This window comes from Geofilum rubicundum JCM 15548 (genome assembly GCF_000974365.1).
In the GTDB taxonomy this organism is placed as follows: domain Bacteria; phylum Bacteroidota; class Bacteroidia; order Bacteroidales; family Marinilabiliaceae; genus Geofilum; species Geofilum rubicundum.
Genome location: NZ_BAZW01000023.1, coordinates 38,457 through 64,448 on the forward strand (window position 1 = coordinate 38,457; position 25,992 = coordinate 64,448).

A 25,992-nucleotide genomic window follows, 5' to 3' on the forward strand; every position below is an offset into this window, starting at 1 on the left:
TATGGCTTCGGCTACCTTTTTTTCAAACGATTTTTGGGTGGTTGGACTAGACCTTTGTTTTTGTGGAAGGGTTGCCATTCCATTTTCGGAATATTGCAGAAAGGCTTTAATTCCGGCAACGCTTCGGAGGAGGTGCGGGAGATGTCAATTTGGTCGGATCGTAAGGTTGAAAATACCGTCATTTCGTATCTGGCCCTGGATATGGCTACGTTTAATCTTCGCCAACCGCCTTCGCGGTTGAGGGGTCCAAAGTTCAGGTAAAGCTTGCCTTCTTTATCGGGTCCGTAACCTACCGAAAACAGAATGACATCTCTTTCGTCGCCTTGCACATTCTCTAGGTTTTTTACAAAGACGGGCTCCTGGGCATCTGTAGCGGTTTTCTCTAATTCCGGATTTTTCTTGAATTCTTCATTTAATAAGTCTTCAATAATATTTTGTTGTACCGAACTAAAGGTGACGATACCAATGCTTTTTTGTGCGAGTTTGGGGTTGCTTAGTCGTTTAATGATTTCGGCAACGACTGCCTTGGCTTCGAAGTGGTTTTGCCGGGTTTTTCCGCGGTCGTAGTACCCGGGCACATACTGGTTGGTGACTTTTGTAGCGCGGTTGTCGGGTGAGGGGAAGGTAAGCAGCTTGTTCTCGTAATAGTTTGAATTACTGAATGCTATGAGGCTTTCGTGCTTACTTCGGTAATGCCACAAGAGGTGTTTGGAGGGGATGGAGAGGGCCAGACAATCGTCCAGAATGCTTTCCAGATCTTCTTTGTCGGCATTTTCTTCGTCGAAATGATTGCTGGAAAAGAAGTTGGTGGGAGGCATTTGTTTGGGGTCGCCGACAACAATTACGTTTTGCCCTCGGGCAATGGCGCCGACTGCTTCGCAGGTGGGCATTTGTGATGCTTCGTCGAAAATTATCAGATCGAATTTTGTTTTATCTACTTCGAAGTATTGAGCTACGGAGATGGGACTCATCAGCATGCAGGGGCACATGCGGGGTAAGAGGTTGGGGATAAGGTCGAATAGTTTTCTGATGGCCAATCCTCTACCGTTGTTTCTGATGGCACGCTGCAGGATGCCTATTTCGGAGCTGGTGGATGCTTCTTGCGAGAAGGAGGGCAGGTGGGAGGCGAGTTTGGCAAATAGCTCGGCTTTGGTGAGGGCTTCGAAGTACTTGCTTTGCTCTTTAAACTTTTTTATTTTGGCCTCAAATAGTTTCCCGTTGAAAATTGCAAGTCCCGGTTCTTTGGCTATAATGTGTTCTGCAAGACATTTGAAAATAGATTTTTTAAATGAAGAGAGTACCTCATTGGTCGGAAGCATGCCATTGGAATAAGTTTCGACTACGGGGAGCAGACCCATTTTGATGGTCTCTTCTTTTATGCGGTTCCAACTTGACCAATCACGCAACAAATCGAGGTTCTGCAGCCAGACTTCTGCATTTTGTTGCCAAAATGCAGTATGGTTTGTGGTTTGGGATAGTTCTTGGTTAAAGTTGATGGACAATAAGGAACTCAGTTCCTGTTCCAATTTTTCTTGTTCCTGAGTAAGGGCATAAAAATGGACAAAGACTTTTCCTTTAAAATTTTGAAAAGTGGAGCTGCCTTCTTTCAGCAGTTCTGCGATTGTATATCTTGTATTGTTTAATTGTCCGGGATCCTCGGTGATCTGGTGCAGAAGGTTGTTGATGATCAGACTTTTTTCGCAAATGTGGGCAATGGTTTTCCAGTCGCCATTACCGTTGTTCCATAAAAAGTCGAGTGTCTTCGCATATTTGCTTTCATTTTCGTTGATAAGGTCTTGCTCTTTTTGGTAGGCAATGAGGGTTTGGAGTTGGCTTTCTATTGTGCTTTTATTGATTTTCCCTGTCTTTGAAAAGGGCCGTAGGGTTTTAACTATTTTGTTTTGACCAAGGAATTTTGGTAGCAACCATCTTGTAGATGCTTGTTGCCATTGAAACAGCAGTGCTTCGGCGTTTACTTCGAATATGTTTTTAGTGAAATCATTCAAAAGAAGGGCACGATGAGCATCGCGCTTTTGCCCGTGATCTGCCAGCTCAATGATTTGGGCCAGGTTGCGTTCGGGGTGGTCAATATTTAGGAGGGTGGGGGGACTGTCGGGCAGGCTTATCAGTTGTAAACTGAGTCTTTCCAGACTTTTAGTTTTGTTTTGGTCAAGTCGGGTGGGTTCAATTAAAAGGAGTTGGCACAGCTGCGTGATTGTTTCGAGTTTGTTGCCCAGCAGTTGGTTATATTTAGCAATTACTTCTTGTGCTATGGCTTTGGTTGGCTGATTGTAGGTGCTAATTTTTATTAGGGCCAGGGGGTGGTTGTGTGGGTGTGTGCATAAGCGGTGAATTTTTCTTTGCTTAACTGTGCAATCAAATCTTTGTCGAGATGAATTTGGTCGCTGGCACTACTGAGTGCGGCGTAGCCGGTAAATGCATCGTATAAAGAAAAACCGTATTCGCCCTGATTATGAAGGGCGTTTACGTACTCATTCAACTCCGTCCTAAGCAGATGAAGCCGTTCGGCTTCTGATTCAAATTCGAGGGGGGATGTTTTGCGGATTATTTCTGTTGTTTGTCGGAGCTGCTCCAGCACGGTCGATTTTTTCGACTTGTTGGAGTGAAGCTCGAGGCAGAAGGGGCCCAGACCTATGTCGGCCAAACGCTTCTGCACAACGGTGAGTGCTGCCATTTTTTCGGCGACGAAAAGCACTTTTTTGCCTTGATAAAGAGCGTTGGCTATGATGTTGGTGATGGTTTGTGATTTGCCTGTACCGGGGGGACCATGCAGAATGAAACTTTTATTTTGGGCGGCAGCACAAATGGCATCGAGCTGGGTGGCATCTGCGCTTATGGGCAGGGCTATCTCGGATGGTCGATAACTGCCATCCAGGTCGCTATTGGTGGGCACGCCATCGGTTTCCCATTCCAGTTTGCCGGTAATCAGACTCTTTACAATTTTATTTTCGCTGAGCTTAGAGGCGTTGTGGTGGATGTCGTTCCACATGATGAATTTGCTGAAGGAAAAAATACCCAGAAAGGCGTGTTCTTCTACATCCCACCTGGCCTGGGACATAATGCCTCTGCGTACCAGGTTAAATATTTTTGTTACATCTACCCCGCTTTCGTCGCGGGGCAACTCGGTCAGGCCGCCGATGCTTATGTCGAAATCCTGCTTGAGCATCTCAAGCAGGGTGATGTTCATCAGGGTTTCTTCTTCTCTGCTTCGTATTACATAGCCTTTTTGTGCCGATCTTCGGATAATTTCAATGGGCAGCAGCAATAGTGGGGCGTAACGGGGAAGTTCGCTTTTGGGGCTTTCGTACCATTTTAAAAAGCCCAATGCCAGATAAAGGGTGTTGGCGCCATTTTCTTCGAGGGATAGTCGGGACGAGCGGTAAAGTTTAGTTAAGGCTGATTGTAATTCGGCCTCGGTCAAATAGGTACGTAGTTTTTGGTGAGAAAGGTCATATTTCAGAAGATCAACAACGGGGTCGGTCATGCTGATGGCCTGATATACTCCTGAAGTTTGGTTGGGGTTAATCCAGTTATCGGGTTTGGTTAGTATCTGAAATTCTTTGCCTTCGTCCAGAGCATCCTCAAAGTCGTTAAGTTTGATGGCGACCAACTGAATGGTGTTGCGGGTGGTTCGTAGATTTAAAAGGTTATTGCGTAGGCTTAAGTCGAGTAATTTCCTTTCCCAGAGCTTTTGTTTGGAGAACTCTGCGGGCACTGAGGCCTCCGATTCCGGATGGTGGTTAATGTCTTCGGGGTTAAGACTTGCTCTCAGTGTGGATTTTTCTTCTTTAATTATTTCCCAACCGGTGTCGGTAATAACCCGCTGGGGTAGGGGCCTGATTCCGCTTAACCGGGCGCGCTTTATATCAATAAAAAGGATGAAGTTGTCCTCATTCACCAGATGAAAATTGGCCGCAGCAATGGCTTCGTCAAAGGATTGTGCTTTGCCTGCATTCATAGCGGTAGCTTCAACCAGGGAAATTTCGTTTATTCCGGTGGCTGTTCGCTTTTTTAATAGGGAAACGTCGTCGTTTACCGTGTCGGCAAAGCTGTCGTCTATCAACCAGGCGCCCACAAAGGCAGTATCCGCCCCAGCAAAGGCGTGTTACTGAAGTAAGTTTTTGTCTATAAATTGCGGCAAAAGTTCTTTGAAATTACCGGCAGGTGTAATATGGATGTTTTCCATGACGTACTTCAACCACTTTTGGGCATCGATGTCCAGTTTCTTGCAAGTTCCGAAGAAGCTGTAGAACATGGCAATGTTTTGAGCCGCATCGTGTGATCCGGCAAACAAGAAATTTTTTCGACCTAGAGCTAATGGACGTATAGAATTTTCCACGAGGTTACTGTCGATCTCCAACATGCCATTGGTAAGATAGTTCTGCAGGCTGGTCCATCTGTTGTTGCAATACTCAAAAGCTCTACCTATAGGACTCTTGGGAGTTACAGATCCTTTGTGCTTGTAGATGTAAGTCCCAATTTCATTAATCACTGGCAAAGATTTCTCCAATCTCAGGTCATGCCTTTGTTCGTGAGATAGATTTTTATCCCGTGCCAGAGCCTCAATGGCATAAAGAACTTGGATCAATCTTAACAGATGGGAAGCTCGTTCCTTATCATTTTTCAAGGCAGCCTCTATGTAGCGCCTGGCATGGGCCCAGCACGATAAATGGGTCAGCCCCCCTTTCTTTGCCAAAAAGGTATAGCCATTGTAACCATCGGTTTGTATAAACCCATTAAAAGTATCCAAGTCGTCAATGGGACCATTGGCCGATCGACTCTTATAATATTCGAATAGCACGCTTTTTGACAATGGGGCATACCTAACCCACATGTACCCTTTGTGACACGTACCTTTTTTGTTATGATCCTGTACTTTTATTGGTGATTCATCAATCATTTGATAGGTTTCCCTGAAAACATGTAATCGGTGTACCGCATACAAAGGTCGTAACAAATTGGCTCCTAGTTTTATCCACGATTCCAGCGTGGAATCCGGGATGGTAACACCCATTTGGGTAAGCATTTGACGAGTGCGGTAAACTGGTAAGTGATATACGTACTTATTGATAAATATCATTCCTAGCAGATTAGCACTGGCGATGCATTTATGAAGAGGTCTGTTTAAAGGAGCAATTACTTGCTTTTGGTCTGCCTTCTCGTCTTCTTTGGTAATGTATTTATTACGGATATAAAGATTCTTATGCAACTTAGCAGGCGTATAATCTAACTCCTCTGTGATTTCCTGGCCAATGCAAATCATATTGGTAGTATCTTCTGTAGGCTCCAGAATAATCTCAATAACGGGAAGGTGTGAAGGTAGGGGCATGCGACCAGGATGCTCTTTCTTAACTTTTTTGCGTTCGTATTCCAGGCGGATCTTTTCCTGTTCTTCCTTAACCACTTCAGAAATAGCCTTTGAATCAAATAATTGCAGCTGACTGGGATGCTCTTGAGGAATGAAACGCTCCCGTTTGGAGCCAAACATCAAACGACGCAATTGGTCTAGCTGAAAGGCCATATATTCAACATCTTGTTCAAGTTTGTGTATAATGGAGACATTCTCTGTGATTACAGATTTCTGCTTAGTAAGAATTGACTCCTTGTCAGTAAGGAGAGTTTCCTTCTCCAAAAGAGCGGTATCCTTCTCCAAAAGAGCGGTATCCTTCTCCAAAAGAGCAGCTTCCTTCTCCAAAAGAGCAGCTTCCAGAGCCGAAATCCTGGCCACTAGTTGTGCGGTGTTTTGATCGTATGAAGGATGCTGATTTTCCATACGCAAATATAGTATTAATCATTTGATTAACAAACATATAGCACATATTTTTTTGCAAAAAAACAAAAATATTATTCAAATTTAAATCGCTTTTTGCGTTTCAAATCTTTAAAGGAAAGCCCTTCCATAATCATCATCAATTCCTCCCGGGTAATGAGTCGTGATGGAGTTGCTTTGCTATTTTGGTCACCTAAAGAATATCTGCCACGCTCCAAGCGTTTATAAAACAGCGCAAAACCATCTCCATCCCAATATAAAAGTTTGATATGTGTACCCGTACGGTTAATGAAGATAAAAACGGAGCCGCTGACAGGATCCTTTTGCAAGACATTGCGTGCGATTCCAGCCAGCCCGTCAAATCCATTACGCATATCAATAGGCTTGCAGCACAAATAGTACTTCAGATTTGCACTTAGTCCGATCATAGCCTAATAGATTTTTAAGCAAATGCCATTCGGAAAGGAAAGCGTAATTTGTGGTAGACGTTTATCCTGTATCGGCGAAATTGCTGCTGCATCATTAGATTCTGGTTGGCTGTCTGCGATCACAGATTGAGTTTGATTCTGGAATGAACTAAGATCGATGAATTTAATGCTCCTGGAGCTTTCAATATCTTGCGTGCTTTGCTGGGCTTTGTACTTCCGTACCCAGTATTGCATCTTAAAACGGGAGACTCCAATAAGTTTTGCGTAATTTAGAATTGTGTTTACACTGCTCTGTTGAATTGCAGCGTGCTCAAGCATGGTCTGATTTAAAGATTTTCTGTTTTGCATGATTTTTTCTGGCAAAGTTAGCCACCAAAATCATGCCGGAACAGATGCGTTTACTGGGGTGAATACCAAAGGCATGGCCTTTAAGCACAATCAGCAAGGGGGCGAGTCCAATGGCTTCGATGCAGCTTGCATATAAAAGGGCGGTGTCGATACAGGTAGAGAGTTTGTGTGCAAAAATGGTGTCGCAGGTGCGCAGGCGCTGTCCGGTATTCTCGAAACTTGCCGGTGGGGCGCAATACACCAGTTGAAGACTGGCAATGGCTTCGAAGATGGCACCCATTTGTTTTTTTACCCGGTCGGGACTCAGGCTCTGGTAGCCGTCGAAGGATGGATTGCCAGTCCACCTTTCAAGTATGGTGGCTGCTGTTTGTAGTACTTTGGCAATTTCGGGGTGGTTGGGTGTGACAAAGGCTGCTAAGATTTCGGGCAGGACACCTATACCGTTCCACTGATCGTAGGCCAAAACATCGACACTGTAGAATTGCTGTGCTAACAGTTCGTTGTTTGAAAATACTTTTAAATTCAGTTCGCCCGAAAGCCTTTCTGTCAGCTCGGACAAGAATTTGGCAGAAAGCTTTAGGTCTTTTACTTCAAGCTCTATTTTTTGGTTGGGAGGCAGTGTCTCGAGGCGGTGCTCCCAGCTGTAAACGAATTCAGGTTCGCTTGTCAGCGTTATTTTTAGTTCGTGCAGGTCCTTCTCTGTCGTGTTTTCGAGCACCAGATTGCGAACTATGGGAATCCGGTTCTGCTGAATGGCATAATTTACTACAGGTGTGTAAATGAACTCGGCAACAAGAGGGCTGATTGAGGTGATCATTTGTTAAAAATTTTTGGTCCACGAATAGGGATCACTAATTGGGTCCACGAATTTCACTAATTCAAGCGCAGCGCAGTTCCGCAAGGCGGGAACAGGAATTGGGGCTTGGTGTTTATTTGGGATTAGGACTCGTAATTTAGGATAAATTGTTGAGGTTTTGGTTTGTGGATCAGAAGATTAGGCAATAAATTACACGAATGGCATAAAATGGAGGATGGAAGCAAAAAGGGAAGTGATTAGGATGGACTGCACGGAAAGGTTCGTTTTTTTTTAAAAAACTGATCGAGAATAAGTTGCCCATGGTATTCAAATGTTAAAACTAGAGCAAAATGTTGTTTTTGTAAGTGAATGATGTATATTTGTGGCGCTCATCTTGCCTTAATTAGGAAGAAGGAGTTTCGGAGGACGATGCACCTGAATGTGCACCGTCCTCTGCGTTTATAATAAATCTTTGAGTTGGCTTTCTAGTAGAAGATGTCAATAAAAACCCTGTTGACCTTGCCGTTTTGATCGATGCTTTTTACACGGACGGTCAAAGGGAGCTTAGCCTTTTTATGAAAGACACGTGAGTGGACGAGTTTTACATAGCCGATTGCCTTTGGACCTTTGAATAGCTTCACGGCATATCGATCTTTTGTATTGTCTTTTTCCAATTTGTAAGTCAATATATCATTAACTGATAATTGACCTGGTGTTACTTCAAAATAAGAGTGCCCACATATTTCAGAAACAAACCGCAAATCTTTTACAGGGTGAAAGTCAGCCAAAAACTCAAAGTTGTCTGTTGATAACATTCCCTGAGTATATGCTAACAAATAGAACTTGTCGTTTTGATATTCCTTACTTATGTTCCAAAAATCAAGATACTTTTGAATGTCAGATCTTTCGGTTTTTATTAACCGCTGACCAAAAATATCAAGCACTTTTTCTGTGTAAACCTTTGTTGTATCGGGAAAATCAACGTAGGGGGTAAAACCCTCTTCTTTGGCCTTCGCTACACCCGTTTGTATATAATGGAATTGCACACCTTTGCTGGCGCTTCTTTGGATTTTTCCAACGATCACCCTGCGGCTGCCCTTTCCTTTACGCCAGGTTAAATATATGCTTCCTATTGCTTTCACTTGTGAATGTTTAATATACTATTAATGCGCAAAGATATCAAATTTGATATAAATTCTTTCCTGTCGCGAGGGAGTTCGTATTGAGAAAGTTCTGACGGCAATTTCTGGTCTATATTGAAAATGCAGTCGCGAATTGCTTGTATTCTGTAGTGCTCTTGAATTCTTTTAAAAATGCTGTTGAGTTCCTGGGAGTATTCATTTTGAAGCTGTTTTACTAACTCAAAGTGACTCAACTTCCTTCCATGCCAGTGAATTTCAGATGAGCCTTTGTTGATATAAGCCCGCAACATGGTTTCATCCGCAAGCATAATTTTAATTTTTTCTTCAGATAATTCCCGACCTAAACAACTCCCACTATCGTAGATTTGTGAAAAGCGACTAGCTTTTTTTTGTAGTTTTTTGCTTGAGGAGGCTCTTGAAATTGCAGATTGTACTTTATTAAAGATTTTACTTTTCCCACTTTTTGTATTCGCTTTATGGTCAGTTATTGCTTTATTGTATTCCGTAATTATTCCCCAGTTTTCCTGATGTCTGTCGCCATTGCCAATAATACTGTCCAGTACAATTATTTCAAGAATATCTTTAATGTATTGACCCAGATCAAAATGTTCGAGCGCTTTTTGTATAAAGTGGAAGGTATAGAGTTTTTTGGAGAGTTTATCTTCAGGATTATAGTTTGAATCATATCCGGTTAAATAACTCATGCCTTCAGTCAATTCATTTTGACCTTCATTGACCATAGACTTTGAAAGGCAACCAATTTCCCCATTTCTATAGGCTATGTCATATTTTAACATGTTAAAGCCTAACAGATCCCCCACTTCACTTGCTATAATTTCGGACCAGAATTCATGCTTGTAATCAATATTTTCTTTTTTAATGTGACGTTTTAAAAAAGTAATTACAAGTATCCAAGGGGTTCTCAACTATGACCTTGCTGCGAGTCCCCCCAGTCTGAAACCAGGTCTTTTCATTCCAGGAAGATATGTCAAAGAAATATGCCAATTGGTTAGGGAGGGGAATTTTTAAGGCTCCAAGGTGTAATACGCTAAGGTTCCTTTGTATTAGGCTGTTACGCTGTTGCTTTGTTCGTCGGTTCCGGTTAATGTGATTTGATAGTCCTCTCCAATTTTGGAGATGGTTTTTTCTGCCGAAGTAAGGGTGGTGTAGGGAGGTTGATCAAATGCGTCTCATTCTTCTCATTCTTCTCTCCAGTCGGTGTATTTCCCTACATTCTGTATGATGGGGCTGTTTAAGAAGAAGGGGTCTTCGACTTCCGTATCTTGATCTGTTTAATGTCTTGCCTCTTTGGAGTGGGTTACGGAGGAGTGGCAGTAGGAATATAACCAAGGGTCTGAAAAGACGAATGGATCTTCGTTGCCATTATTGATGCTGTCAACGCATATTTTTCCTTTCCATGCCGTATTCTCTTGCCCGTTTTCTATAGCGGTTGCCTTTGCATAGATGGCTTGGCGGGCCTTATCGGGGTGGAAGATGATGTAGTGTGCTTGGGTCACTAATTTACACGAATTGGATGTTGTCCACAGATTGCACAGATTAACGCAGATTTTTTTAATGTTTTTTTGTCCACAGTTTAGTCACCTAATAACGCGAATTGAGGATTGACGGAGGCAATTTATTCAAGGGTGTAATAGGGCAGGGGGCCTTGAAAATGGGTGATGATGGTGTTGCCTTGTGCATCGGTTCCTGTGAGCGCTATTTGGTACTGGTTGTTTTGTTTTGAAATGGTAAGTTCGGCAGCGACCAGAATGCTGTAAGGATTCTCGTTGCTTGCGTTAAGTGCTTCTTGCCAATCGGCGAAATACCCAACATGAATGAGGTTTTTGTTTTTTGTAGGTTAAAATATAATAGGGCTATTTGAGAGTAGTAATTTGCTTTATTTTTTCGGATACTGACTGAGCCATACGGTAATGGCCGAGGTCGGAGAAGTGGGTGCCATCTACTGTACCTTCGCGGTCAATGCCGATTAGTTCGTTACTGTTAAGATAATAAATATCTGTAAAGCCTAAGGCTACCGCTTCAGTAAAAACCTTTCTTAATTCCTTGTTTTGGTTTGTAATAAAGGCATGGGTGCCAAAAACAGAATCTGGTTCTTGCTTAAGATAGGAAGGAGTTCGATAGATACTTTCTATAAGGAGTATTGGTGTTTGTTTGTTTGTTTGTTTGTTGCACGGAGCTGTTTTATAAGGTTCAGTGCGTTTTCTTGAATGGTAATGGGGTGTGCGTTTGGCGTACAGTCGATAACATATATGCTTGCATCTATTTCAATTATGGCGTCTCCGACTGACTTTTCAAACAGTCCGTTACCACTGAAACCAAAGTTTATTACCTCTTTATTGAGGATTCTTGAAATTATTGAAGGGTAAACCATTCCTGGTCTAGAAGCACTTCCTCCTTGGGTAATACTTGTGCCATAAAAAACTATAGGTTGTTCAGAGGGATGCTCTTTTGGTGTATTGTGGAATGCTTTTGGGTCTATTCCGATTGAAAAATTCTCCACTTCATTGTACAATGGCAAGTAAATTCGAAAATCCTTGACGCTGCTGTCCATTCCGGAAATGAGCGTTTGCTCATTTTGTAGTTGATCTGGTATGCCCGAACAGACATATTTTAACTGGTCATTCTCTTTTACATAGAGGTCAAGCCCACTTGCTCCTATTGCTGTCATATTGCGTGGTTGCAGGCCTTTTTTTAATTGCCATTTTGCTTTCAGGTATGGAGAGTTGGTTGAAAAATCGATATAGATTCCAGATGAATTCTTGCTTAATTCCCAGACTTCCGGACGTAGCTTTTCTTTCAGGGAACTGGGGAATCGATACCAATTATTTTCGTTGTGATATTTCCCATAAACAGCAAGGGATTGACCATTGATATAGAGGGTGGTATCGTTTGCAGTTTGGAGGGTATGCTGCCTTTGGCTGGTATATTGCTGAAATTTATTGATTAACCTTGGATAGGTATAGCCTAACAAGGCTATGGTATTAAGTATAACGCTGATCGCAAATAAAGCCAATAGTCTGCTTTTGCTTATTTTCATTTTGTCGAAAAAATGTTTTGCAAATCTTGTATAGCTTCCGGTGTTGAAAGGGATAAATTGAACAACTCTTTGTGCGCTTTAATCTTTTCTACACTCCATTCCCACCAAGCAGACTTCAACAATGTGTTAATGGTATCTTGATTGAAACGATACTTGATGACTTTGGCTGGTGAGCCACCTACTATGGCATAGGGTGGTACAAAACCTGTTACTACTGAATTGGCTGCTACAATAGCGCCTGTTGAAATGTGTGCGCCGGATAAAACCACACAATGCGCTCCAATCCATACATCGTTCTCGATGACAATATCTCCTTTTGAGGTAATGTCTTTCTCAATGTTTTCTCCAAGTACATTTTTGTTGATGTAGTAGGTGGAAATTCTGTCTGTGTGATGTGAATGCTCTTGAATGGATACGTTACGAGCTATGGAACAGAACGAACCGATCTTAACTTTGTTAAGGCTACAAAAAATATCAAAATTGGGTCCGTTAAGGCTGGTAAACCTTCCTATTTCAACTTTTCCTGTAATTGTTATGTCGGGTCCGTAAAGTCTGAGTTGCTCCTGGCATTGGAAATTGCCGTGTATGGTTGCACTGGATATTGTGCTTTGCGGGCCAATTTCCACTTGTCCATTTAAGCTGCAATTGGCAATTGTAGTTTGTTTTCCAATTTTCACTGCTCCTGTAATGACGCTATTGTTAAAATTGCACTTTTCAGCAATAGACGCGGTTCCAAAAACAGATGTTTGTTTCAAGGTTGAAAAATTGCCAATTTGATTGTTCCTTGTGAGATGAGTCTTTTCTAATTTAACACCATTTCCTATGTTGATGTTATAAATGGAATAAAGGTTGATTCGAAAAGTGTAGAAAAGGATTGAAACAATATATCTGAGCAATTTTCGCATGGTGGGTGTTAATGGTTTGGTTTGTATATTAGTTGCTTATAAATGAATTTAATATTTTACTGTAGTCTATTATTTGGCTGACCTTATTGGGTGATTGAGAATTAATATGGTTTTCAATTTCGTTAACTAAAACTTTGGTGTCTTGATGCTCAATATAAATTGCCTTTTTTTGCATAATTTGTTCTTGATAGTACTCTTTGCCGAGCTCGTGTGTTAAAATAGTTGGCACATTAAATGCTGCAGCTTCTATTGTGGTGCCAGAAACTTTTGTTATATGTAACCTTGAATGGGACAGAATTAGCGGTAGGGGATATTCAGTAGCATCCTTATGGTTTATTAGATTAAGAATTCCATTTTGATTAAAGAAATCAAGTATTTCATCCTTTATCTCTTTTTGTCTTGGATGTATCCTAATCCACCAATTGTATTTTTGATGTGTTTGTTTTATTGCCTCAATTACAAAATCTTCCAGATAACTTTGAAATGGGGAAAGGCAAACTAGTACAATGTTGTCACTGAACTGATAGTCTCCATTATGGTTAATTTCGTTTCTTATCCAATACTGATGCCATGGATTTCCAAACTGTAAAATTTGCTCTTTTGCTTTAGAACAGATGCCTTTTGATAAATCCAAAGCTGAATTATTATCCCAAACCCAAAATAGCCCTGGTTGCATTTTATAACCTGCAGAAGGAGCATTAATTTGTTTTGCATAAGCCGGGTGAAAAGGAGATTGAGGACCGTGTTGTATCTCAATTGTTTTAACCTTATTTTGATTAAATGCTTCAAACATCGCCAACATGTTTATATCATAGTAGCATAAGCCGAAGCCGATCTGGGGTTTTACCGTTTTAGCTATAAAATTGAAGAATAAATAAATTGGAAAATAGCTATTATCTGAAAAGCCAACAGCAGATTTACCTAATATGTTATAAACAGATGATGGCAATTCGTAATTCCCTCTTAAATTATCAGCTAAATACTCCTGACCAGGGAAATCCGAATCTTTAATTAACCAGTTTTTATAATAGAATAAATGTATTTTATTAAATGCCCTGAAGTAATCATCTATAAATATAACATCTTTTCGATTAGGTAGATGAGTGTTGTTGTAACTTTCTTTAGGTGAATACTCTATTTGTAAAGCCCTTTGGTTAACAACTTCTAAATCCTCAATAATTGAATGGTAAAATTTGTTGAAATGAACGCCTTGAACATTCTCCCTATGGCTCAATGCACCTGCAAAAACATAGCTATATCCACGTGTCTTAAAAAACAGTTTTACAATCGACAGAATGTCTTTTGCATTGTTTGATAAAAACGAAAAGAATGTTCTTTTGGGTTGATTTGATGGAATGAAGGATGTCTTTTCCTGCTTGAGAGGTGGGGTATTTCTTAAATCTGCCAGTAAGGCAAAAGATATTTGAATCTTCACCATTGGCCATATATGGTGGGTTCTCAACCTCCATTTGTTCACAGGAGCTTCCGACTCAATAAAATTTAACAGGTCAATAACATCCTTATATGAGGCTATCTTTTTTCGTTTAATTGTATGTTCTTTAGTTTGATTTGTCATTATTCTGAAATATCACTCCAACTAACCGGCGTTCCCTTTAATACATCATTTTTTAGTCTCTTGCCTAATAAGAGTCCTAAGTATTTGGGATGTAACCCGCTTGCCGGCCTTATAGACCTGACATTTTCTGCTGTAACTATTTGTCCTTTCTTTAAGTTCTCTACAAAAAAGAGGGACCTTCCAAACTTTCTGTTTTGTTGAGATTTTTCTGTTAAATTGTAGTTTATTTTCCCTATCGATTTTTCAGCCATCCTGACAGCTGACACCATCTCGGCAAATTCCGTTTCATCTAACGAGAAACTGGCATCTGGTCCACCAATTGCCTTATCTAAGATGAAATGTTTTTCAATTACTGAGGCGCCCATTGCGACCGCAACAACTGGGGAAATAAACCCGGGTGTGTGGTCAGAGAGTCCAACTTCAACATTAAACTTTTTTTTCATGTCAGAAATAGTTGCCAGATTGGCTTCTTCAATTGGTGCAGGATAGGATGAGGTGCATTTTAGTAATATGATATTTTCATTTCCTGCTTTTTTGCATGTTTCTATAGCTAGCTCAATATCTTCTAACTCAGCTATCCCTGTAGAAATTATCATTAACCTACCTTTAGAGGCAGTGTATTCAATCAAGGGAATATCCTGTATTTCAAACGATGCAATTTTATAGGCTGGTGGATTTAATGTTTCCAAAAAATCAACAGCTGATTTGTCGAAAGGAGAGGAAAAACACTTTAACCCTTCCTCTTTAGCCATTTCAAATATTTTACTGTGCCATTCCCATGGAGTGTAAGCCTCTTTGTAAAGCTCGTAGAATTTTTTACCTTCCCAAATGGTCCCATTTAGCAATTCAGTAAAATGTATATTATCGCAGTCAATAGTGATTGTGTCAGGCGTGTAGGTTTGAAGTTTGATGGCATCTGCTCCGGCCCTTTTTGAAGCACGGATGGTTTCTTTTGCAATATTGAGGTCTTGACCATGGTTAGCAGAAAGCTCAGCTATAATGAAAGTATGCCCAGGTCTAATCATGATGTTATCTTTCATTACTTTTTTTCTAATTATTGATTGTAATGTTGTTAGCTTTGTATATGACGCAATCAGAATTGTTTATTTTGTCATCCATTAGATAGGAAAATCCAGCATTTTTAAAAGCTTTTATTGAGGCAAGGTTTTCTTTTTTGATATATGCGAAAAGTGGTTTGTTTTCAATTTTCCAAAATTCTGTACAAGCGTTGCGAAGCATTTCTACAGCTAACTTTTTTCCTCTAAAGTTTTTATCAATAGAGACCCCAATAATGGCAGTTTCCTTGTTTTCAATTCTAATTTGTCCCGCTGGGACCCCCTCAAATTCAAAAATTAAGATTTGGGTCTTTTCATCCTCTAATTTGTTTTCGAACCAATTGATATGATCTGTCCATGATATTAAATTGTTATAGAACGATGCTGCTCTTACAATAGGATCATTGACCCAGTTGAATAAGAGTTCAGCATCCTCTATATTTGCATGCCTGAATTTTAAACTCATACTATGTCAGTTGTAAAAATTCGTTTATCAGCCGTTCTTTAGCGCATCCATCTATTGCTTCACGTTGCGTTAGGAATATGCTATTAGCAATTTCAGGATTAGTGATGCTTGTAATTGCTGAATATAGCGCTTTATCATCCACTGTATTTATATCGCCTATGCCTAAAGCTAGGCTCTTCTCTTCTATTGAAATGTAATTGTCTTTTTGGTTATTGACGAACCATCCACAAATAAAAGGAAGTCGGCATGCAATTGCCTCTGTTGACAAAGTGCTGGCAGGCAAAAAACCAAAGTCAGTTTTTTTCATTAAATCAACCATTTCCTCAGCATTCAGTTGCCAATAAATAGCAGTTTTTTTGTTGGCCTTATTTGTCAAGGATTTAGGATCTATATTAGTGATTAGGTGCACTTCTGAAATTGCCGGATGAGCCAGAAGTTGATTGGTAATTTTAATGATAATGCTTTCAGGATTGGTAGCTCCTAGGCTGATTAATACTTTACTTAGTTTTTGCTTTGGTGTTGTTATTTGTGTTTGTCTTGCTGCTTCTAAAAACGGAAGTCTTAACAAAGAAAATTTATATCCTAACAATAGTTTGGTGTACGGTTCCTTTGAATAAGCATTGGCGTCAAGACCCTCTGCATTATTTATAACAATATCGGCTACATAGTGTCTGTCGTGCATGTCGTCTATACATACTAGCTTACAGCCCTTATTTTTTATAGCTTGCTGATAGTCTGTATTAAAATAATAGTTGTCAAGGACGACAATTTCATCACCAACTAATTTATTTAAAAATTGGCTATAGTGGTCATCGTTCGATAAAATGATGCATGTATTACAGATTTGTATAATCTCTCTTTCTTGGTAACTAGTAGGCTTTCTAGTAGCAAAGACACACTGGAAGTCTTTTTTCAGCATATTGGCTAATGCTAATGAACGCACATAATGTCCCATACCAATTTGACCATTGCCATCAGTACGGAATATTATTTTTCTTTTCGTCATTTCTAATTCTAAACTTTAATTCCGCAATTTCCCAATCTTCAATAGTGTCTATATCTTGAACCTCCATTTCCGGTATAATAATTGCTCCACATTTCATACAAAACAATGATTTTTGTTGCATTAATGCTTCATTCTTAATCCAATAAAAGGAGCCTGAATCGTGGTAGGCTGGTTTCAAATCCTGACTTCTGGTAATTAGATACTCCGGCCATATCATTTCCAGGTTGTTATTTTCGTTTATTTGTAATGCCCTATATATTGGGTAAGTGAAGGCCACTACGGGGCAAAGGGAATCTAAATCTTTATTGTTTAATTTGTTGTAAGCTTCAATTATTCTGGAAGAGTTAATTAAGGGTGCAGTCGGCAGGATGCAACAAATCGTTTCAAAAATCTGATTCGACTTTTTATATTCATTTAAAACTTCAATTATTACATCGGCCAAGGTTGCAAAATCATTGGATGCTTCTTTGGTTCTGAAAAACGGAACTTTGGCTCCATACTTTTGAGCTATTTTTGCAATTTCCTCATCATCGGTTGATACCATTATTTCATCAAACAGCTTTGACGCTTTAGCTGCTTCGATGGAATATGCAATAATGGGTTTTCCCAGAAAATCCTTAATGTTTTTACGAGGGATGCGCTTACTTCCTCCCCTTGCTGGTATTATGGCTATCGTACTCATGAATTAACAAAATCCAATACTTTATCGATAACATAATTTTGCTCATTTATTGTGAGTGTGGGGTACATTGGTAAACTGAGACAATGATCATAATAAGTTTCAGCTATTGGCAAATCATGTTTCGTATTTTCTTGATTCTTATAATATGGCATGGTGTGTACTGGTACATAGTGCACCTGGCTGAAGATATTATGCTTTCTAAGGTATTCGTATAATCCTTTTCTATCATCTATTTGAATAATGTATAAATGATAGGCATGATTCGCTTCATTAGCGACAAAAGGTGTTTGAATGTGATCGTTTTTTGTAAAGGCCTGATTATAACGTTGTGCAATCTCTTGTCTTGCATTTAATCCTATGTCTGCTCTGCTTAATTGGGATATTCCCAGCGCCGCCTGAATATCAGACAAACGATAATTATAACCTAATTCAATCATTTGGTAATACCAACCACCATGGTTTTCACTCATTTGATCCTCATTTCGTGTGATGCCATGCGTACGATATAGGCATAACTTCTCATAGAGTTCTTTATTATTGGTGGTTATCATGCCTCCCTCTCCGGTAGCAATATGTTTAACAGGATGAAAGGAGAAAATGGCCAGATCGGCAAATTGCCCATTTCCACATTTTTGATTTGTGCCTTGATTGTCGACAAAAAATCCACCTGGTGCATGACATGCGTCTTCTATTATCTTTAGATCGTAATCGTTAGCCAAGCTGCGAATTTCTTCCATGTTTACAGGATACCCTGCAAAATCTACTGGTATTATCCCTTTATATGTCCCTTTTGGGACCGATTTAAGTTTTTCCTCTAGTTTTACAATATCAATACAGTATGTTTTGGAGTCAATATCAATAAAATCAATCTCTCCTCCGCAATATCGGATACAATTGGCACTGGCCACAAATGTTATTGGAGTTGTTAACCATTTGTCTCCGGGTTGCACGTTAAGTGCCATTGCGCTCAGATGTAATGCTGCTGTTCCATTGGCGACGGCAACTGCATATTTGGCATCAACATATTTGGCAAACTCCTTTTCAAAATGCTGGATAGTCGGTCCTTGTGTCAGAAAATCTGATTTAAGGACTTGGATAACTGCATTTATATCTTCATCGGATATAAATTGTCTGCCGTAGGAGATAGGTTTCATTTATATCGTGAAATTAGGATCAACAAATTCCTTTATTTTTTCTCTTATGGTTTCAACGGTTTCCCATTGGGTATTAGTTCCGGAGTTGTATTTGAAGCCAAAATTTAGAAGTGTGGCATTATGATGTTTTATAAAATCTTCTTTTGTGTACATATAAGATACCGATGGGAGGATGGCATAATATTGATCAAATTCAATGGTATTTAAAGCGTCTGTTTCAGTTATCATTTCTTCGTGCAATTTCTCACCAGGTCTTATTCCAACTTCCTCTATCTTTGCATTTGGAGCTATAGCTTCTGCAACATCGAGAATTTTATATGATGGTATTTTTGGTACAAAAATTTCCCCGCCCAGCGCATTTTCAATGGCGAAGAATACCAAACGCACTCCTTCTTCCAATGAAATATTGAAACGAGTCATCTCTTTATGTGTAATGGGTAATATACCCTCTTTCCGTTTATTCAGGAAGAAGGGAATAACCGAGCCTCTTGATCCCATAACATTGCCATATCTTACAATGGAAAACTTGATGTCCTTACTGCCTTTGATATTATTTGCGGCGGCAAAAAGCTTGTCAGACGTCAATTTTGTTGCTCCATAAAGGTTGATTGGTGCACATGCCTTATCTGTACTTAATGCAACGACTCGTTTTACACCGCATTCTAAGGCTGCATGTATGACATTTTCAGCCCCATCAACATTGGTGCGTATACACTCTGTTGGATTATACTCAGCCGTATCAACTTGTTTTATGGCTGCCGCATGTATAATAACATCAATACCTTCGCAGGCCTGCTTTAGCCTTTCCCTGTCTCTTACATCACCAATAAAAAATCTTAATTGAGGATATTTTACTGCGGGGTATATTTGCCGCATATCAGATTGTTTCAATTCATCTCTCGAATAAATAACAATTCTTTTTACTGCTGGGTATTCGGCAAGAATCATTTCAGTGAACTTTTTTCCAAATGATCCGGTTCCTCCTGTGATTAATATTTTCCTATTGTTGAGCATGGTTTCAGTCTAAAATTTTCCAGTCAAGTAATGTGCTTATATATCCTTTTCTGCTATTTCCTCTTGTTGTGCTATTATCATTTAAAGTAAATGATAATATATGAGCAGGGGTGTCAATGTTAACCGAAATGTTGCTGTGTCTGTTGGTGAAATTGAAATATACGGTATAGGTTCCTATGCCAAGTGTTCTTCTAGGTATTTTTATCTCAACTTTTGGTGTTCCTGATGGCAGTTCGCCAAGTTTATGCATTAAGATATCATTACTGTCTGAAACTAGAATTGGAGTGTTGTTATGTTTTGATAGTATCTCTAAGTATCCTGTCAGCCCAGGAAATGATCCTGAATTCTGAAATTCAAGTAGAATTCTTATATCTTCATCACATTCGAAGACACTTTTTACTTCATTATTGTTATTAAACAGTTTAGCATACGCTAGCTGAAAATCTTTAGCTGGATCAAGAGTAAATTTTTTTTCACTGCTTAAGCTGTCAAACTCTTGACTGTCAAGATAGTTTTTTATTGTTTTGTCAATTTCTCCTTGAAAGGATATTAAACCATTAGCTAAAATTATACCTTTCTGACAAAGTTGTTGTACACTTCCCATATTATGACTCACAAACAATACAGTTCTCCCATCATTTGTGCTCACATCCTGCATCTTACCAATGGCCTTCTTCTGAAATTCTGCATCTCCGACGGCCAAAACTTCGTCAACAACCAAAATCTCTGGCTCTAAATGGGCGGCGATGGCGAAGCGAGCCGGACAGTCATTCCGCTGCTATAGCGCTTGGTGGGGGTGTCGAGGTATTTGGCGACGCCGGCGAATTCGACGATCTCGTCGAGCTTGCGGGTGATTTCCCATCGTCGCATGCCCATGATGGTGCCGTTCATGTAGATGTTTTCACGGCCGGTCATCTCGGGGTTGAAGCCGGTGCCGACTTCTAAAAGGGAGCTAGCCGACCTTTGACTTTGATGCTGCCGGTGGTGGGGCCGGTGACGCGACTCAAGAGTTTCAGCAGGGTGCTTTTGCCTGCGCCGTTCTTGCCGATGATGCCCAATACTTCGCCTTGGTGGACTTCTAAGTTGATGTCGCGCAGGGCGCTGATGTGCTCTCCTTTTTGGGCTTTTTGGGTGCGGTCGTTGACTTGGCCTACTTTGGCGTAGGGGTCGTCTTGTCCGAGGATGTTCATGCGCCAGAAGCGGTTGAGGTCGTGGGAGAGGGTGCCGGTGCCTACTTCGCCGAGGCGGTAGACTTTGGAGAGGTTTTCTATTTTTATAACGGGGCTGCTCATGGTTTTTTGTCCACAGATTCAAGCGTAGCGCAGTCCCGCATGGCGGGAACGCAGATTAACGCAGATTAAATTTAAGAGGATTAACGTAGATTTTTTTGTCCACAGATTCAAGCGTAGCGCAGTCCCGCATGGCGGGAACGCAGATTTACGCATATTTTTTTAATGTTTTTTCTGTCCACAGATTACGCAGATTAGCGCAGATTAATTTTAATGGATTTTAAATGGATTCAAGCGCAGCGCTTCCGATAAATCGGAACTGCGCCTGCGGCTTGAGATCCCGCATGGCGGGAACGCAGATTAACGCAGATTTAATTTATGAGGATTAATGTAGATTTTTTTGTCCACAGTTTTAGCTACGCTGATTTTCAATTCACAGATTACTTTCTTCTATTCATTGATCAATCATTGATTAGTCGTTTATGTTGAGAGTATTTCCCAATATCCTCCTTTGTCAGAACCGATTCGTTTTATTAATTTCTTTGTGCGTAGTGATTGGATGTGCCGTTGTATTGTACGCGGGGATAAATCAGTAATCTTGGCTAAATCTTTTGCAGATAGTTTTTGATTGTCTTTTAAAAGGTTTAATACTTTCAATTCGTTATCTACGACACTATCTACGACATTATCTACGACACTATCTACGACACTATCTGTGACATTATCTGTGACATTATCTACGACACTCTTCCCATATACAGTAACCCTGAAGCCACCGGCTATTTCCTCGAAATGAGGTGTCGGTAGTTGTGCTGTTTTGAATGATTCGAGGATTCTTTGAACGCCTGATCCATATTTTTCTATCCATCCCATTTCTTTAAATAGGTTGGCAATAAGTTTGTTTTTGGGAGTGGATATATAGTCGTTTGAAATTAGTTTATCGATTGTTAGGCCATTGGGTAATTTTCCTGGGTTGAAAAACTCTATTTTCTCGTCGAAAATTTTTATAACTGAATCAAATGCCATACTATAATCGCGATGAATGATCATATTTAGTATGATTTCGCGTATGGCGTCCATTGGATATTGCCATTGAATGGTGTTTTCGATATTGCCATCAAAGATGATTGCCTGGTTTATATGTTTTTTGATGAAATTCATCACCATTTCTACTTCATTTACAACATCGGTTTGGAGTCTTGCATTATCGACAATGTTGGTTGATGACTTAAAGCGCCCCATTTCTATGGTTGTCATCACAGTATCGTTTTCTGTGAACAACAGAAAGCAAGCATTGGTCAGTTTATCTAGTCGGACTAATTCTTTTTTCTTTAAAAAGGTACTTGGGTTGGTGTCGATGGTTAACCCTCTGGATTGAAGTCTTTCAATCACTTTCTGAACTTTTTGTATCGAGATATCCGAATGTGTATGTAGTGTATTCGTATAGTAGTCCCAACTGGAGTTAAAGGACTGCAAATGGAGCATCGAAATTTCATCAACAGTTAATTGATGGTTAGAGTTTTTAACTCGTTTAAAATAGCGTCCTTGAAAAGCAACGGGTTTAATTGGGAATTCCTGTATGTACAAGCCAATGATATGTTTTCCTTCTATCTCTGTTTCTAAGACATCAGGTATAATTGAAGGATAGGTTTTTTGCTTTATTTCATTTATCCAGGACTTCAAAGTTTCCGAACCAATTTCAACACCTTTTATTACTCCTTGGTCATTAACCCCAATCAGAATTATACCGCCATGTGTATTTGCGAATGCGTTTAATGATATTATAACTTCGGTATTAAACCCCGATTTGAACTCGATGGTTTCATTTTCACCTGAAGCGATTAGTTTATGAATTGTAAAGGGGGCGAAGGTCATTATTTTTTATTACACGAATGGTTTTTTTGTCCACAGATTCTTGGTAAACCAAGCGGCATAGCCGATGACAAGCGTAGCGCTTCCGATAAATCGGAACTGCGCCTGCGGCTTGGGATCCGCATGGCGGGAACGCAGATTTACGCAGATTTTTTTAATGTTTTTACTGTCCACAGATTACGCAGATTAGCGCAGATTAAATTTAAGAGGATTAACGTAGATTGTTTTTGTCCACAGATTACGCAGATTAACGCAGATTATTTAAATATTTTTCTGTCCACAGATTACGCAGATTAGCGCAGATTTTTTTAATGGAATTTGAAACGGAATATGACGCGGGGATTTAAATGGGATTAAAGGATTATTCTTTTGTATTGGAGGCTTTTGCTTCCGAAGTTAAGTAATAGTCCTACTTTCATGTTGGTTGCTTTGAGGTAGTTTAATACCTGGGCGTCGTGCTCACTGCATAAATCTGAAATTGCTTTTAACTCTACTATGATTTGATCGTGACATATAAAATCTGCGATGTATTTCTTGCTTAATATCTGATCTTTGTAAAATATAATCAGGGGTGCTTCTCTTTCAAATTCAATGTTTCTTGTCTTTAATTCTATTCCTAATGCCTCCTGATATACACCTTCCAGAAATCCGTTCCCTAATTGCTGATGAACCTCCATGGCTGCTCCTATAATCTCATAGGTCTCACTTTTTAATGGAAATTCTTTTTTTAACAGCTCAGGCATGAATATTTAATCCATTTTTTTTAATCTGTGCCCATCTGTGGACCCCTTTTTTATTTTAATCTGTGCCCATCTGGGTTCCCGTTATACGGGACTGCGCTATGCTTGAATCCAGTGGACCCCTTCTTCATTTTAATCTGTGCCAATCTGTGCCATCTGTGGACACTTTTCCCTATACGGTGTCGATGAAGTTGCGTTCGGTTTTGTGGAAGACGATGATGCCTATGATGAGGATGACGGCGGTGACGCCGGCGCTATATCCTAATGATGTCCAACTGAAATGGCCGGAGCCTAAAAAGGCGTATTTGAAGCCTTCGACGATGGGGGTGAGGGGGTTGGCCATTAATATCATTTTCATTTTGCCTTCGGGCACTGTGCTCATGGGGTAAATGACGGGGTGGCGTACATGAGCAGTTGAACGCCGAAGGCGATGAGGAATTTCAAATCGCGGTACTTGGTGGTCATGCTGGTGAACAGGATGCCCATGCCCATGCCCATCATGGCCATTATGGTGATGTAAACGGGCAGTAGCGCCAGTGTCCAGTTGGGTTGTATGCTGGGTTCTCGTTGCAGGAGGTAGTAAGCATAAACGACCAGGAAGAAGCCTAACTGGATGAAGAATTTGATGAGTCCGCTGGCTACTTTACTCAGGGGCATGATGAGCCGCGGGAAATAGACTTTCCCAAAGATGTTGGCGTTTTGCGTGAAGGTGTCACTGGTCTGGTTGAAGCTTTCGGCGAAGTAGTTCCAGATGACGATGCCGCTGAGGTAAAAGAGGACTTGTGGGGTGCCGTCGGTGCTTATGTTGGCGATGTTGCCGAATACGACGATGTAGATGATGGTGGTGAGGATGGGCTGCACGATGAACCATATGGGCCCCAGCACGGTCTGCTTATATACGGTGATGACGTCGCGCTTGACGAACATGGCGAGCAGGTCACGGTATTGCCAGATTTCTTTGAAGTTGATATCGAAGGCGTGGCGCTTGGGCCGGATGATCAGGTCGTAGTCTTGCATTTTTTTCCGCTAATTGGGTTTTGGGGTCCGCTAATTACGCTAATGGACGCTAATTTTTATTACGCTAAATTTTTTTGTCCGCTAATTACGCTAATTTGTTTGGGCTTTAATTCGTTTAATTCGCGTAATTGACTCCGTCGATCTTCGATTCGCGGATTCTATCTTTCTTTTACTATTCGTTTGTATTTAAGGGATTGCTCGCCGAAGTTGATTAACAGGCCGAGCTTGTATCCTGTTGCTTTTAGGTAGTTGATTACCTGTGCTTCGTGGATGCCTTCAAAGCTGCTGATGGCTTTGAGCTCGACGATGATGTTCTGGTAGCAAATGTAATCTGCCTGGTATAATTTGTTTAAGGTTTCTCCTTTGTAAGCGATGGATAAGGGTACCTCTCGCTGATAGGGGACGCCTTGCTGTTTGAATTCGATTTCTAAGGCTTCGGAATAGACTGGTTCTAAAAAGCCGCATCCGAGTTCCCGGTGGACGTTCATGGCGGCGCCTATTATTTTGTAGGCTTCGTCTTTGTAGATGAGGGTGGGGGTTAGGAGATTGGGCATTGGGTTATCCGCTAATTGGGTTTATCCGCGAATTACGCGAATGGTCGCTAATTTTTTTTGTCCACTAATTACACTAATTGGCACGAATTTTTAGGTTTTTAATTGGTGTAATTGACTCCGTCGATCTTCGATTCGTGGATTCATCTTTTTTTTTGTGGTTTATAGTACCAAGTCTTTTGCGCGTATTGTAACTATTTGTCCATTTTGGGAAACAACCAGATCAAAGTTTCTTTCCTTTTTTGATTTGATTAGTCGTTTATGTGTCAATTCCAGCCCTTTTAAAACCTTTTCTCTTATGTTTTTGGTTTTCATACGAAGAGTTTTTGGTCACTGAATTGTTTTTGTCCGCTGATTACGCTAATGGGCTCGTATCATTTATTGGTGTAATTCTTTGCAAGCAAAGCTGCATAGCCGAGCGCGCGTAATTAGCGGATTAAACCTTTGGCGGTACGCACGCCTTCGGCCCGGTGAGTTCCACCAAAGCGAATACAAAAATAGGGCATTTCCTGCTAATAACGAAGTGTGGGGGTGTTTAGTTACAGTGGAGAAATTGTTTTTTTTTAAAGGCTTTTGTATGAGAGTGAAAGGAAATGGGGGTTTTGAATGAACCAAATTATTTGTTAATGTGTTTTAAAGTAATCTAAATAAGAATAAGGTCATTTTAGTAGCCATTTAATCCATGAGACCATGAAAAGCAAAACCTTTCTATTGGGTATGATGGTTCTGATACCACTCAGCCTGCTCAACCTCTCTTGTGAGGATGATGCCCCCAAGGATATTCTGCAACCGGATTTGCCGGAACCGGATATCAACAAGTTTGCAGAGAATCTGGAAAATTACATTAACTGGAACAATGATGAGCCGATTGGCTGGTCTTATTCGATTAGTAAAAACGGGGTTTTGCGCAAGGCGAAGGCTTTTGGGAGTGCGCGGACAATTGCTGATGGTCAGCTTGATTTTAAAACGACGAAGAAGATTAATGTGGCGAGTGTTTCTAAGTTTTACACGGCCATTGCGGTGATGCAGTTGCTGGAGGCGAATGACTTAACCATTGATGATAAAATTGTTTCTCATCTGCCGCCTGCGTGGTGGAATGTAGGTCCGGGGGTGGATGATCTGACTTTTAGGGAATTGCTGACGCATACTTCGGGTTTGCAGA

At 40.5% G+C, this 25,992-nt stretch carries 28 protein-coding genes; 1 reads left to right on the top strand and 27 read right to left on the bottom strand.

The window, feature by feature from the left end:
* Positions 1-11 precede the first annotated feature (11 nt).
* The 27 genes from JCM15548_RS11430 to JCM15548_RS22255 form a co-directional block, all read right to left on the bottom strand.
* Positions 12-2,006: a DEAD/DEAH box helicase gene (locus JCM15548_RS11430; protein ID WP_062125453.1), complete on the bottom strand. Its 1,995-nt coding sequence runs from the start codon at positions 2,004-2,006 to the stop codon at positions 12-14.
* A 302-nt stretch (positions 2,007-2,308) separates the two neighbouring features.
* Positions 2,309-4,096 carry a DUF4011 domain-containing protein gene (locus tag JCM15548_RS11435; protein WP_062125455.1) on the bottom strand — a complete coding sequence of 596 codons (1,788 nt, stop codon included), beginning with the start codon at positions 4,094-4,096 and terminating at the stop codon, positions 2,309-2,311.
* Between the two features lie 30 nt (positions 4,097-4,126).
* The gene (gene tnpC, locus JCM15548_RS11440; RefSeq protein ID WP_227625727.1) at positions 4,127-5,794 is read right to left on the bottom strand and encodes an IS66 family transposase; all 1,668 of its coding nucleotides are present in this window, start codon (positions 5,792-5,794) and stop codon (positions 4,127-4,129) included.
* 71 nt (positions 5,795-5,865) lie between these two features.
* Complete coding sequence (tnpB, locus tag JCM15548_RS11445) at positions 5,866-6,219, bottom strand: IS66 family insertion sequence element accessory protein TnpB (protein WP_062125457.1); 354 nt, start codon at positions 6,217-6,219, stop codon at positions 5,866-5,868.
* 3 nt (positions 6,220-6,222) lie between these two features.
* Positions 6,223-6,567: a hypothetical protein gene (locus tag JCM15548_RS11450; protein WP_157482691.1), complete on the bottom strand. Its 345-nt coding sequence runs from the start codon at positions 6,565-6,567 to the stop codon at positions 6,223-6,225.
* A complete protein-coding gene (locus JCM15548_RS11455) occupies positions 6,530-7,384 on the bottom strand; it encodes a hypothetical protein (RefSeq protein ID WP_062125461.1) in 855 nt (284 codons plus the stop codon). The genes JCM15548_RS11450 and JCM15548_RS11455 overlap by 38 nt, the downstream gene beginning before the upstream one ends.
* A 464-nt stretch (positions 7,385-7,848) precedes the next feature.
* Positions 7,849-8,505 carry a hypothetical protein gene (locus JCM15548_RS11460; RefSeq protein ID WP_062125463.1) on the bottom strand — a complete coding sequence of 219 codons (657 nt, stop codon included), beginning with the start codon at positions 8,503-8,505 and terminating at the stop codon, positions 7,849-7,851.
* Complete coding sequence (locus tag JCM15548_RS11465; protein WP_062125464.1) at positions 8,502-9,431, bottom strand: HipA domain-containing protein; 930 nt, start codon at positions 9,429-9,431, stop codon at positions 8,502-8,504. Before JCM15548_RS11465 ends, JCM15548_RS11460 begins: the two co-directional genes overlap by 4 nt.
* 948 nt (positions 9,432-10,379) lie before the next feature.
* Positions 10,380-10,763, bottom strand: a complete 384-nt coding sequence (locus JCM15548_RS26335; RefSeq protein WP_369403696.1) for an SGNH/GDSL hydrolase family protein — start codon at positions 10,761-10,763, stop codon at positions 10,380-10,382.
* Positions 10,655-11,563, bottom strand: a complete 909-nt coding sequence (locus JCM15548_RS11470) for an SGNH/GDSL hydrolase family protein (RefSeq protein WP_062125471.1) — start codon at positions 11,561-11,563, stop codon at positions 10,655-10,657. Before JCM15548_RS11470 ends, JCM15548_RS26335 begins: the two co-directional genes overlap by 109 nt.
* The gene (locus tag JCM15548_RS11475; protein ID WP_062125473.1) at positions 11,560-12,468 is read right to left on the bottom strand and encodes a CatB-related O-acetyltransferase; all 909 of its coding nucleotides are present in this window, start codon (positions 12,466-12,468) and stop codon (positions 11,560-11,562) included. The genes JCM15548_RS11470 and JCM15548_RS11475 overlap by 4 nt, the downstream gene beginning before the upstream one ends.
* A 28-nt stretch (positions 12,469-12,496) precedes the next feature.
* Positions 12,497-14,044 (bottom strand): hypothetical protein, encoded by a 1,548-nt coding sequence (locus JCM15548_RS11480; RefSeq protein WP_062125475.1) that lies wholly within the window; start codon positions 14,042-14,044, stop codon positions 12,497-12,499.
* The gene (gene pseI, locus JCM15548_RS11485; protein ID WP_062125476.1) at positions 14,044-15,084 is read right to left on the bottom strand and encodes a pseudaminic acid synthase; all 1,041 of its coding nucleotides are present in this window, start codon (positions 15,082-15,084) and stop codon (positions 14,044-14,046) included. The genes JCM15548_RS11480 and pseI overlap by 1 nt, the downstream gene beginning before the upstream one ends.
* A gap of 10 nt (positions 15,085-15,094) precedes the next feature.
* Complete coding sequence (locus JCM15548_RS11490; protein WP_062125477.1) at positions 15,095-15,565, bottom strand: GNAT family N-acetyltransferase; 471 nt, start codon at positions 15,563-15,565, stop codon at positions 15,095-15,097.
* Position 15,566: 1 nt separating this feature from the next.
* On the bottom strand, positions 15,567-16,571 hold the full coding sequence (pseG, locus tag JCM15548_RS11495) for a UDP-2,4-diacetamido-2,4,6-trideoxy-beta-L-altropyranose hydrolase (RefSeq protein WP_062125478.1): 1,005 nt from the start codon (positions 16,569-16,571) through the stop codon (positions 15,567-15,569).
* Positions 16,540-17,253 carry a pseudaminic acid cytidylyltransferase gene (gene pseF / locus JCM15548_RS11500; protein WP_062125479.1) on the bottom strand — a complete coding sequence of 238 codons (714 nt, stop codon included), beginning with the start codon at positions 17,251-17,253 and terminating at the stop codon, positions 16,540-16,542. Before pseF ends, pseG begins: the two co-directional genes overlap by 32 nt.
* Complete coding sequence (pseC, locus tag JCM15548_RS11505; protein ID WP_062125480.1) at positions 17,250-18,407, bottom strand: UDP-4-amino-4,6-dideoxy-N-acetyl-beta-L-altrosamine transaminase; 1,158 nt, start codon at positions 18,405-18,407, stop codon at positions 17,250-17,252. Before pseC ends, pseF begins: the two co-directional genes overlap by 4 nt.
* A complete protein-coding gene (gene pseB, locus JCM15548_RS11510; RefSeq protein WP_062125481.1) occupies positions 18,408-19,421 on the bottom strand; it encodes a UDP-N-acetylglucosamine 4,6-dehydratase (inverting) in 1,014 nt (337 codons plus the stop codon).
* Positions 19,422-19,425: 4 nt separating this feature from the next.
* Positions 19,426-20,142 carry a hypothetical protein gene (locus JCM15548_RS23900; RefSeq protein ID WP_227625728.1) on the bottom strand — a complete coding sequence of 239 codons (717 nt, stop codon included), beginning with the start codon at positions 20,140-20,142 and terminating at the stop codon, positions 19,426-19,428.
* 11 nt (positions 20,143-20,153) lie between these two features.
* Positions 20,154-20,336 (bottom strand): hypothetical protein, encoded by a 183-nt coding sequence (locus tag JCM15548_RS23905; RefSeq protein ID WP_227625729.1) that lies wholly within the window; start codon positions 20,334-20,336, stop codon positions 20,154-20,156.
* 26 nt (positions 20,337-20,362) lie between these two features.
* Positions 20,363-20,713, bottom strand: a complete 351-nt coding sequence (locus tag JCM15548_RS23910) for an ATP-binding cassette domain-containing protein (RefSeq protein ID WP_227625730.1) — start codon at positions 20,711-20,713, stop codon at positions 20,363-20,365.
* 417 nt (positions 20,714-21,130) lie between these two features.
* Complete coding sequence (locus JCM15548_RS11520; RefSeq protein ID WP_062125483.1) at positions 21,131-22,525, bottom strand: ATP-binding protein; 1,395 nt, start codon at positions 22,523-22,525, stop codon at positions 21,131-21,133.
* A 350-nt stretch (positions 22,526-22,875) separates the two neighbouring features.
* Complete coding sequence (locus tag JCM15548_RS11530) at positions 22,876-23,265, bottom strand: GxxExxY protein (RefSeq protein WP_062125488.1); 390 nt, start codon at positions 23,263-23,265, stop codon at positions 22,876-22,878.
* Positions 23,266-23,434: 169 nt separating this feature from the next.
* Positions 23,435-23,605: a hypothetical protein gene (locus JCM15548_RS23915; RefSeq protein WP_227625731.1), complete on the bottom strand. Its 171-nt coding sequence runs from the start codon at positions 23,603-23,605 to the stop codon at positions 23,435-23,437.
* A 35-nt stretch (positions 23,606-23,640) separates the two neighbouring features.
* On the bottom strand, positions 23,641-24,279 hold the full coding sequence (locus JCM15548_RS11535) for an ABC transporter permease (protein ID WP_227625732.1): 639 nt from the start codon (positions 24,277-24,279) through the stop codon (positions 23,641-23,643).
* Between the two features lie 158 nt (positions 24,280-24,437).
* Entirely contained in the window at positions 24,438-24,833 is a 396-nt protein-coding gene (locus JCM15548_RS11540; protein ID WP_062125490.1) for a GxxExxY protein, read from the bottom strand.
* A 159-nt stretch (positions 24,834-24,992) separates the two neighbouring features.
* On the bottom strand, positions 24,993-25,145 hold the full coding sequence (locus JCM15548_RS22255) for a DUF8506 family protein (RefSeq protein ID WP_173427660.1): 153 nt from the start codon (positions 25,143-25,145) through the stop codon (positions 24,993-24,995).
* Positions 25,146-25,520: 375 nt separating this feature from the next.
* On the opposite strand from JCM15548_RS22255, the gene JCM15548_RS11545 reads away from it, so the two are divergent.
* Positions 25,521-25,992, top strand: a 472-nt coding sequence (locus JCM15548_RS11545) for a serine hydrolase (protein ID WP_157482694.1), incomplete at its 3' end; no start/stop codon positions are given.

Coding starts and splice junctions, on each gene's coding strand:
- tnpC (WP_227625727.1), bottom strand. CDS start 5,794: ATGGAAAATCAGCATCCTTCATACGATCAAAACACCGCACAACTAGTG.
- tnpB (WP_062125457.1), bottom strand. CDS start 6,219: ATGATCGGACTAAGTGCAAATCTGAAGTACTATTTGTGCTGCAAGCCT.
- JCM15548_RS11450 (WP_157482691.1), bottom strand. CDS start 6,567: ATGCAAAACAGAAAATCTTTAAATCAGACCATGCTTGAGCACGCTGCA.
- JCM15548_RS11455 (WP_062125461.1), bottom strand. CDS start 7,384: ATGATCACCTCAATCAGCCCTCTTGTTGCCGAGTTCATTTACACACCT.
- JCM15548_RS11470 (WP_062125471.1), bottom strand. CDS start 11,563: ATGAAAATAAGCAAAAGCAGACTATTGGCTTTATTTGCGATCAGCGTT.
- JCM15548_RS11475 (WP_062125473.1), bottom strand. CDS start 12,468: ATGCGAAAATTGCTCAGATATATTGTTTCAATCCTTTTCTACACTTTT.
- JCM15548_RS11480 (WP_062125475.1), bottom strand. CDS start 14,044: ATGACAAATCAAACTAAAGAACATACAATTAAACGAAAAAAGATAGCC.
- pseI (WP_062125476.1), bottom strand. CDS start 15,084: ATGAAAGATAACATCATGATTAGACCTGGGCATACTTTCATTATAGCT.
- JCM15548_RS11490 (WP_062125477.1), bottom strand. CDS start 15,565: ATGAGTTTAAAATTCAGGCATGCAAATATAGAGGATGCTGAACTCTTA.
- pseG (WP_062125478.1), bottom strand. CDS start 16,571: ATGACGAAAAGAAAAATAATATTCCGTACTGATGGCAATGGTCAAATT.
- pseF (WP_062125479.1), bottom strand. CDS start 17,253: ATGAGTACGATAGCCATAATACCAGCAAGGGGAGGAAGTAAGCGCATC.
- pseC (WP_062125480.1), bottom strand. CDS start 18,407: ATGAAACCTATCTCCTACGGCAGACAATTTATATCCGATGAAGATATA.
- pseB (WP_062125481.1), bottom strand. CDS start 19,421: ATGCTCAACAATAGGAAAATATTAATCACAGGAGGAACCGGATCATTT.
- JCM15548_RS23905 (WP_227625729.1), bottom strand. CDS start 20,336: ATGACCGGCCGTGAAAACATCTACATGAACGGCACCATCATGGGCATG.
- JCM15548_RS23910 (WP_227625730.1), bottom strand. CDS start 20,713: ATGAGCAGCCCCGTTATAAAAATAGAAAACCTCTCCAAAGTCTACCGC.
- JCM15548_RS11520 (WP_062125483.1), bottom strand. CDS start 22,525: ATGACCTTCGCCCCCTTTACAATTCATAAACTAATCGCTTCAGGTGAA.
- JCM15548_RS11530 (WP_062125488.1), bottom strand. CDS start 23,265: ATGCCTGAGCTGTTAAAAAAAGAATTTCCATTAAAAAGTGAGACCTAT.
- JCM15548_RS23915 (WP_227625731.1), bottom strand. CDS start 23,605: ATGGCCAACCCCCTCACCCCCATCGTCGAAGGCTTCAAATACGCCTTT.
- JCM15548_RS11535 (WP_227625732.1), bottom strand. CDS start 24,279: ATGCAAGACTACGACCTGATCATCCGGCCCAAGCGCCACGCCTTCGAT.
- JCM15548_RS11540 (WP_062125490.1), bottom strand. CDS start 24,833: ATGCCCAATCTCCTAACCCCCACCCTCATCTACAAAGACGAAGCCTAC.
- JCM15548_RS22255 (WP_173427660.1), bottom strand. CDS start 25,145: ATGAAAACCAAAAACATAAGAGAAAAGGTTTTAAAAGGGCTGGAATTG.